This window comes from Pseudomonas sp. LBUM1643 (assembly GCF_059716215.1).
Genome location: NZ_CP166813.1, coordinates 471,335 through 487,483 on the forward strand (window position 1 = coordinate 471,335; position 16,149 = coordinate 487,483).

At 60.0% G+C, this 16,149-nt stretch carries 8 protein-coding genes and 2 pseudogenes; 4 read left to right on the forward strand and 6 right to left on the reverse strand.

Features of this window, described 5'->3' with window-relative positions:
- Nucleotides 1-46: 46 nt before the first annotated feature.
- The 4 genes and pseudogenes from mscK to ACA063_RS02100 all read right to left on the reverse strand — a co-directional run.
- Complete coding sequence (gene mscK, locus ACA063_RS02085) at nucleotides 47-3,397, reverse strand: mechanosensitive channel MscK (RefSeq protein WP_497664601.1); 3,351 nt, start codon at nucleotides 3,395-3,397, stop codon at nucleotides 47-49.
- A gap of 33 nt (nucleotides 3,398-3,430) precedes the next feature.
- A complete protein-coding gene (locus tag ACA063_RS02090; RefSeq protein WP_497664602.1) occupies nucleotides 3,431-5,173 on the reverse strand; it encodes a potassium/proton antiporter in 1,743 nt (580 codons plus the stop codon).
- A gap of 304 nt (nucleotides 5,174-5,477) precedes the next feature.
- Nucleotides 5,478-6,350 carry a methyl-accepting chemotaxis protein gene (locus ACA063_RS02095; RefSeq protein WP_490146241.1) on the reverse strand — a complete coding sequence of 291 codons (873 nt, stop codon included), beginning with the start codon at nucleotides 6,348-6,350 and terminating at the stop codon, nucleotides 5,478-5,480.
- Nucleotides 6,333-7,103, reverse strand: a pseudogene (locus tag ACA063_RS02100) (MCP four helix bundle domain-containing protein); the annotation flags it as partial. The gene ACA063_RS02095 and the pseudogene ACA063_RS02100, both read right to left, overlap by 18 nt.
- Before the next feature lie 274 nt (nucleotides 7,104-7,377).
- Here ACA063_RS02100 and ACA063_RS02105 point away from each other — a divergent pair.
- From ACA063_RS02105 to ACA063_RS02120, 4 genes and pseudogenes are all read left to right on the forward strand, one after another.
- Nucleotides 7,378-7,608, forward strand: a complete 231-nt coding sequence (locus ACA063_RS02105; RefSeq protein WP_497664603.1) for a hypothetical protein — start codon at nucleotides 7,378-7,380, stop codon at nucleotides 7,606-7,608.
- Nucleotides 7,605-7,907: a cell division protein ZapA gene (locus ACA063_RS02110; protein WP_497664604.1), complete on the forward strand. Its 303-nt coding sequence runs from the start codon at nucleotides 7,605-7,607 to the stop codon at nucleotides 7,905-7,907. Before ACA063_RS02105 ends, ACA063_RS02110 begins: the two co-directional genes overlap by 4 nt.
- A gap of 145 nt (nucleotides 7,908-8,052) precedes the next feature.
- Nucleotides 8,053-9,096 (forward strand): annotated as a pseudogene (locus ACA063_RS02115) (HAMP domain-containing protein); the annotation flags it as partial.
- Nucleotides 9,097-9,228: 132 nt separating this feature from the next.
- A complete protein-coding gene (locus ACA063_RS02120) occupies nucleotides 9,229-9,960 on the forward strand; it encodes a methyl-accepting chemotaxis protein (RefSeq protein ID WP_497666460.1) in 732 nt (243 codons plus the stop codon).
- Nucleotides 9,961-10,071: 111 nt separating this feature from the next.
- On the opposite strand, the gene ACA063_RS02125 is transcribed toward ACA063_RS02120, so the two are convergent.
- Complete coding sequence (locus ACA063_RS02125) at nucleotides 10,072-11,874, reverse strand: acyl-CoA dehydrogenase (protein WP_497664605.1); 1,803 nt, start codon at nucleotides 11,872-11,874, stop codon at nucleotides 10,072-10,074.
- 244 nt (nucleotides 11,875-12,118) lie between these two features.
- The gene (putA, locus tag ACA063_RS02130; protein WP_497664606.1) at nucleotides 12,119-16,069 is read right to left on the reverse strand and encodes a trifunctional transcriptional regulator/proline dehydrogenase/L-glutamate gamma-semialdehyde dehydrogenase; all 3,951 of its coding nucleotides are present in this window, start codon (nucleotides 16,067-16,069) and stop codon (nucleotides 12,119-12,121) included.
- Between the last annotated feature and the right edge of the window lie 80 nt (nucleotides 16,070-16,149).

The following is a 16,149-nucleotide window of genomic DNA, read 5'->3' on the forward strand; positions in this document are numbered from 1 at the left end:
GCCATCTCCAGCAGAATGTCCGAGCATTCTGCTAGGGATAAGCGGGTTAGTCGAGCTTGGCGGCAGGAGGCTCTTGCGGCGGTTTGCCATCGACCAGCGGCACGATGGTTTTGGTTTCCGGCTCGATCGGCACCATTTTGTATTCCTGGCCATGAAGGTTCTTGAGGTAAACCTCCATCTGCCGGAACGAGATGTTGATGTGCTGCTTCTTGAACTCGCGATTGATGAAGCGGTTGACCTCGTCGAGTACCGGGTTTCGGTCACCGAGGTCGCGCACGTGCATGCGCAGCTCGTGGTCGAGCGTGCTTTCGCCGAAGTTCAGGAAATACACGTGGGGCTCCGGATCTTTCAGGACGCGCGGGTTTTCTCTGGCGGCCTTGAGCAACAGCTCTTTGACCAGGTCCAGGTCCGAGCCGTAGTCGACGCCGAGCTTGAGCGTTACACGGGTGATGGTGTCGGTCAGGGACCAGTTGATCAATTGCCCGGTGATGAACGTCTTGTTCGGGACAATGATGTCCTTGCGGTCGAAGTCGGTAATGGTCGTGGCGCGAATACGTATCTTGCTCACGGTGCCCGACAGGTTGCCGATGGTGATCGTGTCGCCGATCCGTACCGGGCGTTCGAACAGGATCATGATCCCGGAGATGAAGTTCGCAAAGATCTCCTGCATCCCGAAACCAAGCCCCACCGACAGCGCCGCCACCAGCCATTGCAGCTTGTCCCAGCTCACGCCGAGGGTCGACAGGGTGGAAACGAAGCCTATGCCGGCGATCACATAGGACAGCAAGGTGGTCGTGGCGTAAGCACTGCCCTGAGCCAGGTTCAGCTTGGACAGCACCAGGACTTCCAGCAGCCCCGGCAAGTTGCGCGCGAGGGCGAAGGTGATGCCAATGATGATCAGCGCGCCGAGCATGTCGCCGATGCTGATCGGCACCATGCTCATGTTGGCGCCGGTGCCGCTGGTGTATTCGTAGAGGGTGATGTTGTCCAGGTACGAGAACACCGAGATCAGGTCCGACCAGACCCAATACAGCGCGGCCATGAACCCACCGAGCAGCGCCAGGCGGATCAGGCGCAAGGACTGTTCGTTGACCTTTTCGATGTCCAGCGTTGGCTCTTCGATCACCGCTTCGCCGTCGCCAGCCTCTTTGGCGGCCTGGCGTTTGGCCAGGGCACGCTGATAGGCCAGGCGTCGGGCTGCAACGCTGAGGCCGCGGACGAAGGTGGCTTCGATCACCAGCCAGAACATCAGCAGGTAAAGGGTGTTGATCAGCCGATCGCTGAGTTTCAGCGCGGTGTAGTAGTAGCCGAAGCACACGGCCACAAACAACGCGATCGGTAGCGCCGTGAACATGATCCCCACGGCCTTGCGGAACAGTGAGGCGTTCTGGTGAGTCGGGCTGCTGATCAGCAGGCGGCTGAGCAGCCAGGCCATTAATGCATAACAGGTAAGTACCACCGGCATGCCGAGTACGTCATCTGCCAGCGCCGCCGGTTGCAGCTCGGCAACTGCCACCACGGCAACCAGCGCCATCACTACCAGCCCGAGTCGGCGGACCCAGCCTTGCAGGAATTCGACCTGGGGTTTTTCCCAGCGGAAGTGCAGCTCTGCCACGCCACCCGGCGCGAGAATGCGGTAGGCGGTGTAGAACACCAGCCAGGCCTGCGCCATTTGCAACAGTGCCGCGCCCATGTTGGCGTTTTGCCCGCGAGCATCGATCTGCAAGGCCAGGCCACATAAGGCGAGGGCGAGGGAAACCGGCATCGCCAGCAGGATATTGATCAGGATCGCCTGCGGCGTGTGCAACTGACTGTCACGCTTGAAGTGACCGATGTCCTGGTGAACCTTGTTCAGGCGGGCATACAGGCTCTTGCGACGCCACAGCAGCGCGCCGATCAACAACGCCAGCGGCAGGAACAGCAGCGGTCGCTGGGTCAGACCGTCGTACAGCTCGCTCACGCTGGAGGCCCAGGGCAGGGTCGTGACCTGACGCTGCAGGCGCTCCGGCACGCCGTGCATCCACTCGAAATCCAGCGGTTTGTTGCTGGGGATCCAGAACATCTGCTCGTCGAGGGTCGCGCGCAAGCTCTGCGCGGTACTCAGCAGTTGTTTCTGATTGAGTTGCAGGGTGATGGATTCATTGAGCACTGCGCTCAATTCGCGGTTCAAACGCTCCAGCAAATCGGCGCGGGTGTTGGCCAGTTCCAGCAGGCTCTTGCGCAGTTGCGGGGTGACTTGCTCCGGCGGTTGGGTCGCCAGCAAATTGTCGACGTAAGTGGCCGGATTACTCAGCAGTTCGCGTTGCTGGCTGACATCGAACTGATACAGGCGAATGTCGGCGATCTGGTCGGCGAGGTCGCGGTCGAGTTTGAGGCGCGGCAGGGCCTGCTTCTGTTTGTAGAGAATCTTGGAGAGCAGCAAGCTGCCTTTGAGCACATTGATCTGCTCGTCCAGTGCCGAATCGCTCTGGGTGACGCTGTCCAGTTGCTGCTTGGTTTGCAGGTTTTGCTGGGTGACGATGTTGAGGCGGTCGGTACTTTTGAGCAGGTAGTCGGACAGCTTCAGGTTGATCGAGCTTTCAGTGGCCAGCAAGCTACTGCCACCGGATTTCTGGGCTTCGATGGACTGCTGGGTGACGGTCTCCTGGGACTGGGCCAGGCGCTTCTGGTTGATCAGGTTTTGCAGTTCCTGGATCTCTTGGTCCAGACGATCGGATTTCTCCGTGAGCAAGTCATGCTGGCTGTTACCCAAGTCTTGCAACTGGCTGTTACCGGCCAGTTCCTGGCGTCGCAGCGGGATCAGCGCATTGAGGGCGGCAAGCTCGGCATTAAGCTGGTCGCGCTGCTCACCGCTCAGGGCCTTACCATTGTCCCTGCCGGCCTTGAGGATGTTGTTGATCTGCTGGATGCGCGTCTGGCTGGCGGAGATTTCCGCCTGGGCGCGCTCGGGACGGGTTTGGGCAGTGATGACCAGGCTGTTGGCATCGGCCAATGCCTTTTGCAGATCGCTTTGCTGGGTTGAGCGCTCGGTGAGCATCTGCTCAAGTTGCTGAATCGACAGGTTGGCGAAGCGTTGCTCCACCGGCAGCACCTTGGTGCCCTTCAACCGCGTCAGTTCACGCTGATTCTCGATGTTCTGCTTGGGGGCGGTCGCCAGCTGCTGCTTGAGATCGATCAGCTTCTGCTCGTAATCACGCTTGTTGTTGAGCTGTGTCAGCGTGTTTTGCAGGATGCTTTGCAGGGCTTTCTGATCGGCTTCCGGCAGTTTGCGATCGGCGATCTTGTCCAGGCTTGCTTGCACGGCTTCGCTGGAAGGTGGTTCGGCGGCTTGCAATGTACCGACCGTGAGGCTCAAGCCCAGCAGGGCCATGAAGAAATAGGTGCGCAGGGTTGACATAGAGACCGATCGAAAGCTGGCGAAGTAGGGAGTTTAGAGGAAGAGTCCCGGACCCGGGCGACTTCCTTCGGGGAATCTGACGCCCACTTTACCAATCTTGTTCCCGTCCATGACCGCGACTGTCCAGATGGTGCTGTTCCACTCAACCTGGTCGCCCACTACTGGTGCACCACCCACTTTCTGCGCGATGAAGCGGCCGAGTGACATGTCCGGATCGATGCCTTCGACCTTCAGCCCGTACAGGGCAGCAACCGCGGCCAGCTGGGCATCTCCTTCGAGCACGAAGTCGCCGAAGAAGCGCAAATCCAGACCCCGTTGCGGCGCCTGGCTGAAGAGCTTTCCGAGGGCCGAAAGGTTGTGTTCATGGCCGATAACACACAGCAAATCATCGACTTCGAGCACGGTACTACCCGACGGATGGAGCAGTTGCTGACCACGAAACAGGGCTGCGATACGTGTGCCTTCGGGCATTTTCAAGTCGCGAAGGGGCGAACCTATGCACCATTTTTCGGCGCCGAGGCGATAAACGAACAGCTCCCACTCGCTGGTCACGTGGACTTCCAGAGCGGCGCGAGAGATAGGCGCAGGTTCTGGCGGCACGGTGACCTTCAGCAGCTTCGCCACCCATGGCAGGCTCGTGCCCTGGACCAGCAGCGACACCAGCACGATAAAGAACGCGAGGTTGAAGTAGAGCTGGGCATTGGGCAGCCCGGCCATCAGCGGGAACACCGCCAGAATGATCGGGACTGCGCCGCGCAGGCCCACCCAGGAAATAAAGGCTTTCTCGCGGCCATGGAACGCTTTGAACGGGAGCAACCCGACGACCACCGACAGCGGCCGCGCAAACAGAATCATCCACAGCGCCAACCCGAGGGCGGGCAGGGCGATGGGCAGCAAATCGTGGGGTGTGACCAACAGGCCGAGTACGAGGAACATCCCGATCTGCGCCAGCCAGGCCATGCCGTCGAGCATGTGCAAAATCCCGTGGCGACTGCGCACCGGGCGATTGCCGATCACCAGACCGCACAGGTACACCGCAAGGAAACCGCTGCCGTGCAGGGCGTTGGTCAGGGCGAAGACCACCAGGCCGCCGGCTATCACCAGAATCGGGTAGAGCCCGTTGGCCAGATTGATCCGGTTGACCAGTTGCAGCATGACCCAGCCGCCGCCAAGGCCGATGACGCCACCGATGCCGAACTCGCGCAGCAGGTGCGTCAGCAAGCTCCAATGCAAACCGGTCTGGCCGCTGGCGAGCATGTCGATCAGGGTCACGGTGAGGAACACCGCCATCGGGTCGTTGCTGCCTGACTCGATCTCGAGGCTGGCGGTGACCCGTTCGTTCAGGCCTTTACCGCCCAGTAGCGAGAAGACCGCTGCGGCATCGGTGGAACCGACGATGGCGCCGATCAGCAGCCCCTGAATCATGTTCAGGTTGAACAGCCAGGCGGCGGCCATGCCGGTCAGTCCGGTGGTAATCAACACCCCGACCGTGGCCAGCGAGAGCGCCGGCCATAACGCCACGCGGAAACTGGACACCCGGGTGCGCAACCCGCCATCGAGCAAAATGACCGCCAGTGCGAGGTTGCCGACCAGATAGGCCGTCGGGTAGTTATCGAAAATAATGCCGCCACCATCGACACCGGCGGCCATGCCGACGGCAAGAATGATGACCAGAATAGGGATGCCGAGGCGGGACGAAAGTGAGCTCACCAGAATGCTCGCACCTACCAGCAACGCGCCGATCAAGAACAGGCTGTTGATGGTCGTCGCATTCAAAGGCAGTACTCCAGAAAAGCTGAAAGGCGGGCACAAACTGACCATGCAGTCTGCGTGCCAGCGATTCTAACCTGTTGAAATGTGATGCTGTCAAAAAGGTTTTGGCCGCAACGACAACGTCACCGGTTTGAGCTCGATCCCTGTGGCGAGGGAGCTTGCTCCCGCTGGGTGGCGAAGCGACCCCAAACAGTCAGTGCGTTGAGCCAGATTCAGCGGGGGACGGATTTGCGACTGCTTCGCAGTCGAGCGGGAGCAAGCTCCCTCGCCACAGTAATCAATCGGTCCAAAAAAGTAGTGTTAGCGGTTAGAGGCTAAACCGCCCAACCATGTTGTTGAGGTCCAGCGCCAATCGCGACAGTTCGTTGCTCGCCGCGCTCGTCTGGTTCGCGCCCGTTGCCGACTGCACCGACAAATCCCGGATGTTCACCAGATTGCGATCCACTTCTCGTGCCACCTGCGCCTGTTCTTCTGCTGCGCTGGCGATCACCAGGTTGCGCTCGTTGATCTCTACGATGGCGGTGTTGATCGTGTCCAGCGACAGGCCGGCGCCCCGCGCGATGTTCAAGGTCGACTCTGCACGCTCGGTGCTGTTACGCATCGAATTCACCGCATGCTCGGTGCCACCCTGAATGCTGCCGATCATGCGTTCAATTTCGCTGGTCGACTGCTGGGTACGATGGGCCAACGCACGTACCTCATCCGCCACCACCGCAAAACCACGGCCGGCTTCACCGGCACGAGCGGCTTCAATCGCTGCGTTCAAGGCCAGGAGGTTGGTCTGGTCGGCCAGGCCACGAATAACATCGAGCACCTTGCCGATGTCCCGGGACTCGTTAGCCAGGTCGCCAATCAACGTGGCGGTGCTCTGTACGTCGGCACTCATGCGTTCGATGGCGCTGACGGTTTCCTGCACCAGGTCACGGCCATCGCCGGCGGAGGTGGTGGCGTTCTTCGAGGCTTCGGACGTGCTGACGGCGTTGCGGGCGACTTCTTCCACGGCGCTGGTCATTTCGTTGACCGCCGTAGCGGCCTGTTCGATTTCATTGTTTTGCTGAGTCAGGCCACGGGCGCTTTCGTCGGTGACGCTGTTGAGCTCTTCGGCGGCGGAGGCCAGTTGCGTGGCAGAACCGGAAATCCGCTGCAGCGTGTCGCGCAGCTTGTCCTGCATTTTCGACATGGCCAGCAGCAAGCGGCCAGCTTCATCCTCGCCATCAACGGTGATCGGGCGAGTCAGGTTGCCCTCGGCAATGGCTTCGGCGGCGCTCAAGGCATTGGCGATGGGCTTGGTAATGCTGTTGGTCAGCAACCAGGCGAACAGCAAGGTCAGGCCTGTGGCGAGGATCAGCAGCGCGACGACCAGGTTGAAGGCCGATGAATACTGGTCGGCGGCCTCTTGATTGGTTTCTTCGATTTGCTGAGTGTTGATCTCAAGCAACTTCGCGAGTGAGGCGTTAACGGCTTCAGAGTTGGTGAGCAATTCGGTATTCAGCATCTTGCGCAAGTCTTCGACCTGATTGTTGCGCGACAGGCTCTTCATCTGGTCTTCAAGCTGGCGATATTGCGCCAGCAATTGCAGGTATTGATCATAGGCTGCACGTTCGCGCGGACCATCGATCAGCGGCTCGTAGACTTTTTGTGCGTCGCGAATCTGTTGATTGCGCATTTCGAACAGCTCAAAGGTCTTTTGCTGTACGTCGGGTTCGCGGTTGATCAGCAGGCGATAGGACAGCACCCGCAGGCGCAGGGTCAGTTGAGTGAATTCGTCGAGGCTTTTCACGCTCGGCACGCTTGCAGACGCAATGTCTTCAGTTGCCGCGCGGATCTTGCCCATCTGGTTCAAGGCAAATACCCCCAAAACCAGCATCAATCCGCCAATCAAGGCAAAGCCGAGGAAGGCCCTCGGAGCGATATTCATATTACGAAGGGACATGGTATTCACCGGAAGAAGCGCATCCGAGAGGCGCTGTTATTAACGTATGAAAGACTTATCGGTCATACGACTAATGTCTTGAGTGCCTGCGAGGTTTTGTTACACAACATGCTCGGCGACGAAGTGCAGGAACCAGATTGGTCAATCACAGTCTTTAAAACTCGCGAGGAAGGCCGCCCGCCAGGAAAATCAAGGCTTTGCGCCTGAATAACCCTGGCATCCGTGGTGACTTTTCTTTATCGTACGCGCCCCTTGAAATGCTTGGAAAATCAAAATGTTGGAAGCATCCCTTAGCCAATTGGAACAGCTGGTCAGCGATCTGGTGCAACAGAACCAGGCCCTGCTCGCCACCAACCAGTCCCTGAGCGCCGAATTGGCCCAGACCAAGGACGAAAACGAAAGCCTGCAATTGAGCCTGATGGAACAGGAAGAAAAACAAGGCGCCACCGCTGCCCGCATCCAGGCCCTGGTTGAGCGCGTCAGCGCCGGCCCAGTCAGCGCATGAATCAGGGCGCCGCAGGGGTAAAAGTCGTCTCGATCCTGGGGGAGGACTATTCGATCAGGGCGCCGGCCGGGGAAGAGCAAACCCTGCTGGACGCCGCGTTAATGTTGAAGGCTGCACTGGCCGACACCAAAAAGAAGTACCCGACGCTGATCGGTGACCGGCTGCTCGTACTGGCCGCGATGAATCTGTGCTCCCAGCAGATCGACATGAAAAAACAACACAAGCTCGAACTCGACCGTTACCAAGAGCAAGTCAGCGCCACGGTTGAAGTGATCTCCAAGACCATCAATCAGGCCTGATAGGCTTTGCGCACAACCAAAGAATAAATTGTCGATTTTGTTGTATACAATCGGCACGGCTGTTGCAGTGTTTCAGCCTCTTATTCTTTGGGGGTGTTCCATGCAGTTCTGGCGACGCAGTATTCAATGGCAACTGATCCTGAGCATGGGCACCGCCCTGCTGGTCAGTGTGCTGATCGTGGTTGGCATTTATACCCTGGTGGTCAATCGCCTCGCCCAGAGCTATCTGGTTGAACAGGCGCTGCCGTCGAGCATCGAAGCGATGCGCAACGACATCGAGCGCATCCTCGTTCAACCCCTCACCGCCGCCAAGGATATTGCCAGCAACAGCATGGTGCGAGACTGGCTGGCCGAAGGTGAAAACAGCGCCCAGGCGGCAAGCTTCGTCACCTATCTGGAAGGGATCCGCGCCGAACACGACGCTTTCACCGCATTGATAGTCGGCACAGCGTCCAGTCATTACTACAATGAAAAGGGCCTTGATCGGACCCTCAGTCGTTCGAACCCCAAGGACGCCTGGTTCTACGCGTTCCTCGACAGCCCTCAGTCACGCACCCTCAATATCGACAATGACGCCGCGACCGGTGAGTTGGCGCTGTTTATCGACCTCAAGGTCGAACAGGCCGGCAAAGTCGTGGGCGTTGCCGGGCTTGGCCTGAGCATGAAAGAGCTGTCTGGGTTGATCCACAATTTCAGCTTTGGCCAGCGGGGCAAGGTCTATCTCGTGCGCTCCGACGGGTTGATCCAGGTCCATCCTGACGCGCAATTGAGCGGAAAACGCACGTTAGTGGAGCAAATTGGCGCGGCAGGCGCCCAAGCGGTGATGGGGCAGCGTGCTTCCTCCAATGCGTCCGCCAGGCACAGCAGCTTTGTGCGCGACGGTGAAGATTATCTGGCGCTGAGCCTGCCGTTGCGGGATCTGGGTTGGACGTTGGTGGCCGAAGTGCCGCAGGCGCAGATCTATGCCGAAGCCCGTCAAGCCATGTGGATGAGTGCCGGCATCGGTCTCGCCGTGGCGCTGGTGTGCTTGCTGTTGGTCGTGTTGCTGGCCCGTGGGCTGGTGCGGCCTATCCGACAGGTAACAGCGGCGCTGGTAGCCATCGGTAGCGGTGGTGGAGATTTGACTCACCGACTCGATTCCGGCCGTGCCGATGAGCTGGGTGATCTGGCGCGCGGCTTCAATCGGTTCCTGGACAGTCAGCGCGAGATGATCGGCGACGTGCTGACCACCAGCGAGCGTTTGCGCACAGCGGTTAACCAGGTGGCGCGCGTGGTGGACAACACGGCCGAACGCTCCGGGCGTCAGCAGGAAATGACCGACATGGTCGCGACTGCCGTTCACGAAATGGGCCTGACGGTGCAGGACATTGCCCAGAGCGCCGGCAACGCTGCCGTGGCTTCACAACATGCCCGGGATGAGGCGATGCAAGCCCGGGAAGTGGTCGGTGGCTCGATTCGCCACATCGAAAGCATGTCCGAGGAAATCGGTCTCGCGGCCAGTGCGGTGGGGGCATTGGCCCATCAGGTCGCGTCTATCGATCAAGTGCTGGCGGTGATCCGCGGGATTTCCGAACAGACCAATCTGCTGGCGCTCAATGCCGCCATCGAGGCCGCTCGAGCGGGTGAAATGGGCCGAGGATTTGCCGTGGTAGCGGATGAGGTACGGACACTGGCACGGCGTACGCAATCGTCTACGGATGAGATTCAGCAGATGATCGGCAGCCTCAAGCAAGGTGCACAGAATGCTGTTTCGTCGATGCATTCCGGGCAGGCGGCGACTGGTACGGGGGTCGAGTCCAGTCAGCGTACCGGGGCGTCGTTGACCGCGATCACCGGGCAGGTCGAACGTATCAGCGACATGAACCATCAAGTCGCGACGGCGACGGAAGAGCAGTCGGCGGTGACGGAAGAGATCAACCGGAACGTGCAGGGGATTTCGGATCTGGCCCGAGCGACAGCGGGGGAGGTCAGGGCTTGTCGTGAAGACTGTCAGACGCTGCAGCGCCTGGCAGATGATCTGGCGCGGCAGATGGGTGGTTTTCGGTTGAGTTAAAAGATCAAAAGATCGCAGCCTGCGGCAGCTCCTACAGTGGAGTGCGTTCCCCTGTAGGAGCTGCCGCAGGCTGCGATCTTTTATGTGGCCGTTACACCAATCTACATCTGATCAAAACCACTCATCCTGCATCGTCAGGCAAACATCATCCCGAGCCTCAAGAATGGCCAGCTCATGGTGGCAACCCGGCACTTCCCACGTCAGGAAGTACCGCGCCGCCTGCAGCTTGCCTCTATAGAAGCTCACATCCGCTGCATTGCCCTTGACCAGTCCTTCCTCGGCACGTATCGCCTGTTCCAGCCAGCGCCAGCCAATGACTATGTGGCCGAACACCTTCAGGTACAGCGCCGAGTTCGCCAGGCTGCTGTTGACTTTGCCCTGGCCAAGATCGGTCAGCAGGCCAATGGTCACGGCTTGCAGGCGCGCCACCAGTTTCTCCAGCGGCTCGCGCAGGGTAGTCAGCGATTCGTAGGCTTGTGCGCGCTCCGCTGTGTTGGCGATCAGGCGGATCAGTTGCTTGAGTCCGGCCCCCCCGTTCTGCGCCAGCTTGCGCCCCAACAAGTCCAGCGACTGTATGCCATGAGTCCCTTCATGAATCGGGTTCAGTCGGTTGTCGCGGTAGTACTGCTCCACCGGGTACTCACGGGTGTAACCGTGGCCGCCAAGAATCTGGATCGCCAGCTCATTGGCCTTCAGGCAAAACTCGGACGGCCAGGATTTGACAATTGGGGTCAGCAAATCGAGCAGTTCATGTGCTTGTTTACGCTGGGATTCGGTTTCCAGCGTGGTGGTGTCATCGAACAGTCGCGCGGCGTACAACCCAAGGTCAAACGAGCCTTCGACGTAGGCTTTTTGCGTCAGCAGCATGCGTTTGACGTCCGCGTGCTGGATGATCGCCACCGGCGCCGTGTTCGGGTCTTTACTGTCCGGCACCCGACCCTGTGGTCGCTCGCGGGCGTATTCCAGCGAGTACAGATAACCGGCGTAACCCAGCATGACCGCGCCCATACCGACGCCGATCCGTGCTTCGTTCATCATCTGGAACATGTAGCTCAAACCGTGGTGCGGCTTGCCCACGAGGTAGCCGACACACTCACCGTTATCACCAAAGTTCAGCGCGGTGGAGGTGGTGCCGCGCCAGCCCATCTTGTGAAACAGCCCAGCCAGCAGCACGTCATTGCGCTTGCCCAGGCTGCCATCGTCGTTGACCAGAAATTTCGGCACGATAAACAGCGAGATGCCCTTAACACCGGCCGGCGCATCCGGCAGTTTTGCCAGCACCATGTGCACGATATTTTCCGACAGCGAGTGATCGCCACCGGAAATGAAGATTTTGTTGCCCTTGAGTCGATAGGTGCCGTCGGACGCCGGTTCTGCGCGCGTACGAATATCCGACAGCGACGAGCCCGCGTGAGGTTCGGTCAGGGCCATGGTGCCGAAGAAGCGACCGTCGATCATGGGTTGCAGGAAGCGCTGCTTTTGCTCGTCGGTGCCAAAGCTTTCGATCAGGTTCGCCGCACCCATGGTCAGGAACGGGTACGAGGTCGATGCCGCGTTGGCCGACTGAAAGTGAGCGAAGCAGGCTTGGGACAACAACGTTGGCAATTGCATGCCGCCCGCGTCGAAACTGCGCGCGGCGTTGAGGAATCCGGCTTCGAGGAAGGCATCCACCGCCGGTTTGACCTCTGGAATCAGAATCGCCTGACCGTCCTCATAGCGCGGCTCGTTCTCGTCGCCCTTGCGGTTGTGCGGCGCGAAGAATTTTTCAGCGATGTTGCGAGCGGTACCCAGGGCGGCGTCGAACGTTTCGCGATTGTGCTCGGCGAACCGCTCACGCTGGGTCAGGCCCTCGGCATCGAGGACTTCGTACAGCTCGAAAGCCAGATTGCGGGAACTGAGCAACGTCTCGGACATGGCGGCCTACCTTTTTTTGGGATGGGCCGAGTCTAGGCGTGGGAGTTAAGGCTGAACAGGATGATTGATGAGCGTGATGGTGGAGTCCGGGCACCGCTAATCAAATGTGGGAGTGAGCCTGCTCGCGATGACGGCAGCACATCCAATACAGATGTGACTGACAGACCGCTATCGCGAGCAGGCTCACTCCTACAGGGATATTGCGGACCGGGCGTCCATTGCGGGCGCCCGGCCTTGTTGCGGTTTAGCCGATAGTCATCAAGCTCGCATTACCACCCGCCGCAGCGGTGTTAACGCTCAACGCGCGCTCGATCACCAGACGTTCCAGCGCAATGTTGGTTTCGCCCTGGGACAGGCCATGGACCCCGACAATTGCCCCGGCACGCTTGGCCACTTGCTGGCAGACCGCACGCAGCTGATCGGAGTGGCCGTGATGTAGAACGGCGTCAAACACCACTTCATCCTTGTTCCAGTCGGAAACCAGTTTGATACGTGCCTGAACGTCCTTCGGCAAGCGTGCGAACAATGCCTTGGTCAATTCCGCTTCCGGCCAGACTGCCGAACCGCCGACCGCCAATACCGCCGCCAGTTGAGTCAGCAGATCGCCCTCGACTTCCGCCAGGCACAGCACGTGTTCACGTGGCAGGATCGCGTAGCTGTTGCGCTCGCCGGTCGGGCCGGCCAGCAAACGTGTAATCCCGCTTTGCGATTGCGCGGCGAACTGCACGCACAGGGTGCTCAGGTCAGCGAACGAGTTGCTGTCGGCCCAGGCTTTCAGCGCGGTCAGCGGTTTGCTCATGGCTTCACGCAGACGCACATCCGGCGCAGCGATTGCGTCACCGCGAGCGAAGGATTGTTCGATAGCGTCGGTAGGACGTGTCGACAGCAGGCGGTACAGGTACAACGGACCACCGGCTTTCGGGCCGGTGCCCGACAGGCCTTCGCCGCCGAAAGGTTGCACACCGACTACAGCGCCCACGATGTTGCGGTTCACGTAGACGTTACCGGCGTTGACGTTGTCGATCACCTTGGCAATGGTCTCGTCGATGCGCGTGTGCACGCCCAGCGTCAGGCCGTAACCGGAAGCATTGATCTGACCGATCAGTTGATCGATGTCTTTGCGCTTGTAGCGAACCACGTGCAGTACCGGACCGAAGATTTCCCGCTGAAGCTCGTCAAAGCTCTCCAGTTCAATCAGGGTCGGCATCACGAAGGTGCCGCGTTTGATTTCTTCGCTGTTGGCAATTGCCACCTGGTACACGTTGCGACCTTTGTCGCGCATTCCCTGGATGTGCTTCTCGATGCCAGCCTTGGCCTCGGCGTCGATCACTGGGCCGATGTCCACGGACAGGCGCTCCGGGTTGCCGAGACGGCATTCAGCCATCGCGCCTTTGAGCATTTCGATGACACGGTCTGCGGAATCTTCCTGCAAGCACAGGACGCGCAGAGCGGAGCAACGCTGACCGGCGCTGTCGAAAGCCGACGACACCACGTCGATCACGACTTGTTCGGTCAGTGCCGAGGAGTCGACGATCATCGCGTTCTGGCCGCCGGTTTCGGCGATCAGCGGAATCGGACGACCCTGTGCATCCAGGCGACCGGCAATGTTGCGTTGCAGCAAGCGAGCGACTTCGGTTGAACCGGTGAACATCACGCCTTTGACGCGATCATCGCCGACCAGGCCAGCACCGACGGTTTCACCACGGCCCGGCAGCAGTTGCAGCACGCCTTCCGGGATACCGGCTTCGAGCAGCAGGCGCACGGCTTGAGCGGCCACCAGCGGGGTTTGTTCCGCAGGTTTGGCCAATACCGGGTTGCCGGCAGCCAATGCCGCAGCGACCTGGCCGCTGAAGATTGCCAGCGGGAAGTTCCACGGGCTGATGCAGACCACGGGGCCCAACGGGCGGTGGGCGTCGTTGGTGAAATCGTTGCGAGCCTGCACCGCGTAATAACGCAGGAAGTCCACGGCTTCACGCACTTCAGCGATGGCGTTGGCAAAGGTCTTGCCGGCTTCGCGAGCCAGCAGGCCCATCAGCGGCTGAATCTCGCCTTCCATCAAATCGGCGGCACGCTCCAGAATCGCAGCACGCTCGGCTGGCGGGGTGGCCTGCCAGATCGGTGCCGCGTTCAGGGCGCACTGGATAGCGTTGTCGACGTCTTCGACGGTCGCTTCTTGCACATGGCCTACCACGTCTCGCAGGTCGGACGGGTTCAGCACAGGTGCCGGGGTTTCAGTGCTGGACGCGCAACCGAGCATCGGCGCGGCTTTCCAGTCGTTGTGAGCGGTAGCCAGCAGGGCGCAGGACAGGGAAGCCAGACGATGTTCGTTGGCCATGTCGATGCCGCTGGAGTTGGCGCGCTCGGCACCATAAAGATCACGCGGCAGCGGGATACGCGGGTGCGGCAGGCCGAAGCCGCCTTCCAGCGTCGCCATCTGCTCGATGCTGGCCACTGGATCCGCTACCAACGCCTGAATCGAGATCGACTGATCGGCAATCTGGTTGACGAACGAGGTGTTCGCGCCGTTTTCCAGCAGACGACGTACCAGGTACGCCAACAGTGTCTCGTGGGTGCCAACCGGTGCGTACACGCGGCACGGACGGTTCAGCTTGCCCTCGGAAACTTTGCCTACAACCTGTTCGTACAGTGGTTCGCCCATGCCGTGCAGGCACTGGAACTCGTACTGGCCGGGGTAATAGTTCTGACCGGCAATATGGTAAATGGCCGACAGGGTGTGGGCGTTGTGCGTGGCGAACTGCGGGTAGATGACTTCCGGTACCGACAGCAGTTTGCGTGCGCAAGCGATGTAGGAAACGTCGGTGTACACCTTGCGGGTGTAGACCGGATAGCCTTCCAGGCCTTCGACCTGGGCGCGCTTGATCTCGCTGTCCCAGTACGCGCCTTTTACCAGACGGATCATCAGGCGATGACGGCTGCGGCGTGCCAGGTCGATCACGTAGTCGATCACGTACGGGCAACGCTTCTGGTAAGCCTGGATCACGAAGCCGATGCCGTTCCAGCCTGTCAGTTGCGGCTCGAAGCACAGGCGTTCCAGCAGATCCAGCGACAGCTCGAGGCGGTCGGCTTCTTCGGCATCGATGTTCAGACCGATGTCGTATTGCTTGGCCAGCAGGGTCAACGACAGCAGGCGCGGGTACAGCTCGTCCATCACACGCTCGTACTGGGCGCGGCTGTAGCGCGGGTGAAGTGCCGACAGCTTGATGGAGATGCCCGGGCCTTCATAAATCCCACGACCGTGGGACGCTTTGCCGATCGAGTGGATGGCTTGTTCGTACGAGGCCAGGTACTTCTGGGCGTCGTGTTCGGTGAGTGCAGCTTCACCGAGCATGTCGTAGGAATAGCGGAAGCCTTTGGATTCGAACTTGCTGGCGTTCGCCAAGGCTTCGGCGATGGTTTCGCCGGTGACGAACTGTTCGCCCATCAGGCGCATGGCCATGTCGACGCCCTTGCGGATCATCGGCTCGCCGCTCTTGCCGATGATGCGGCTCAGGGACGAAGTCAGGCCGGCTTCATTGTGGGTGGCGACCAGTTTGCCGGTCAGCAGCAGACCCCAAGTAGCGGCGTTGACGAACAGCGACGGGCTGTTGCCCAAATGCGGGTGCCAGTTGCCGGTGCTGATCTTGTCGCGAATCAGCGCATCACGGGTGCCTTTGTCCGGAATGCGCAGCAGCGCCTCGGCCAGGCACATCAGTGCAACGCCTTCCTGGGAGGACAGGGAGAATTCCTGCAGCAGGCCCTGAACAATGCCTGCACGGCCGCCAGCGCTTTTTTGATTGCGCAATTTTTCGGCAATCGAGGCGGCGAGCTTGTTGGTGGCTTCTGCCATGGCAACCGGCAGGCGAGCCTGCTCGATCAGCATCGGCACGACTTCCGGCTCCGGGCGACGGTAAGCGGCCGTGATCGAAGCGCGCAGTACCGATTGCGGCAGGATGCTTTCGGCGAATTCGAGGAAGCACTGATGGGCGTGATCCAGCGGCGCGTCGACGGTGTCGTCGGAATCCTTGGTCAAACCGTTCAGCTCGGTCAGGGTTGCACCACCCTCGAGTTTTTCCAGGTAATTGAAAATCGCCTGTTTGATCAGCCAGTGCGGCGTGCGATCAATCGAGGTCGCGGCAGCCTTGAGGCGCTCGCGGGTAGGGTCGTCAAGTTTGACCCCAAGGGTGGTGGTAGCCATATTTTTATCCTCATGTTTGCCACGACTGCGTGGCATCAGCTGGCGGCAAGATTAGCCGCGCACTGATCGAGGTGCAACCG

What these genes read in the sequence shown, in the direction of transcription:
- ACA063_RS02110 (WP_497664604.1), top strand. Translation starts at nt 7,605, where the DNA reads ATGAATCAGGGCGCCGCAGGGGTAAAAGTCGTCTCGATCCTGGGGGAG.
- putA (WP_497664606.1), bottom strand. Translation starts at nt 16,069, where the DNA reads ATGGCTACCACCACCCTTGGGGTCAAACTTGACGACCCTACCCGCGAG.
- ACA063_RS02105 (WP_497664603.1), top strand. Translation starts at nt 7,378, where the DNA reads ATGTTGGAAGCATCCCTTAGCCAATTGGAACAGCTGGTCAGCGATCTG.
- ACA063_RS02095 (WP_490146241.1), bottom strand. Translation starts at nt 6,350, where the DNA reads ATGTCGAAAATGCAGGACAAGCTGCGCGACACGCTGCAGCGGATTTCC.
- ACA063_RS02120 (WP_497666460.1), top strand. Translation starts at nt 9,229, where the DNA reads ATGGTCGCGACTGCCGTTCACGAAATGGGCCTGACGGTGCAGGACATT.
- ACA063_RS02125 (WP_497664605.1), bottom strand. Translation starts at nt 11,874, where the DNA reads ATGTCCGAGACGTTGCTCAGTTCCCGCAATCTGGCTTTCGAGCTGTAC.
- mscK (WP_497664601.1), bottom strand. Translation starts at nt 3,397, where the DNA reads ATGTCAACCCTGCGCACCTATTTCTTCATGGCCCTGCTGGGCTTGAGC.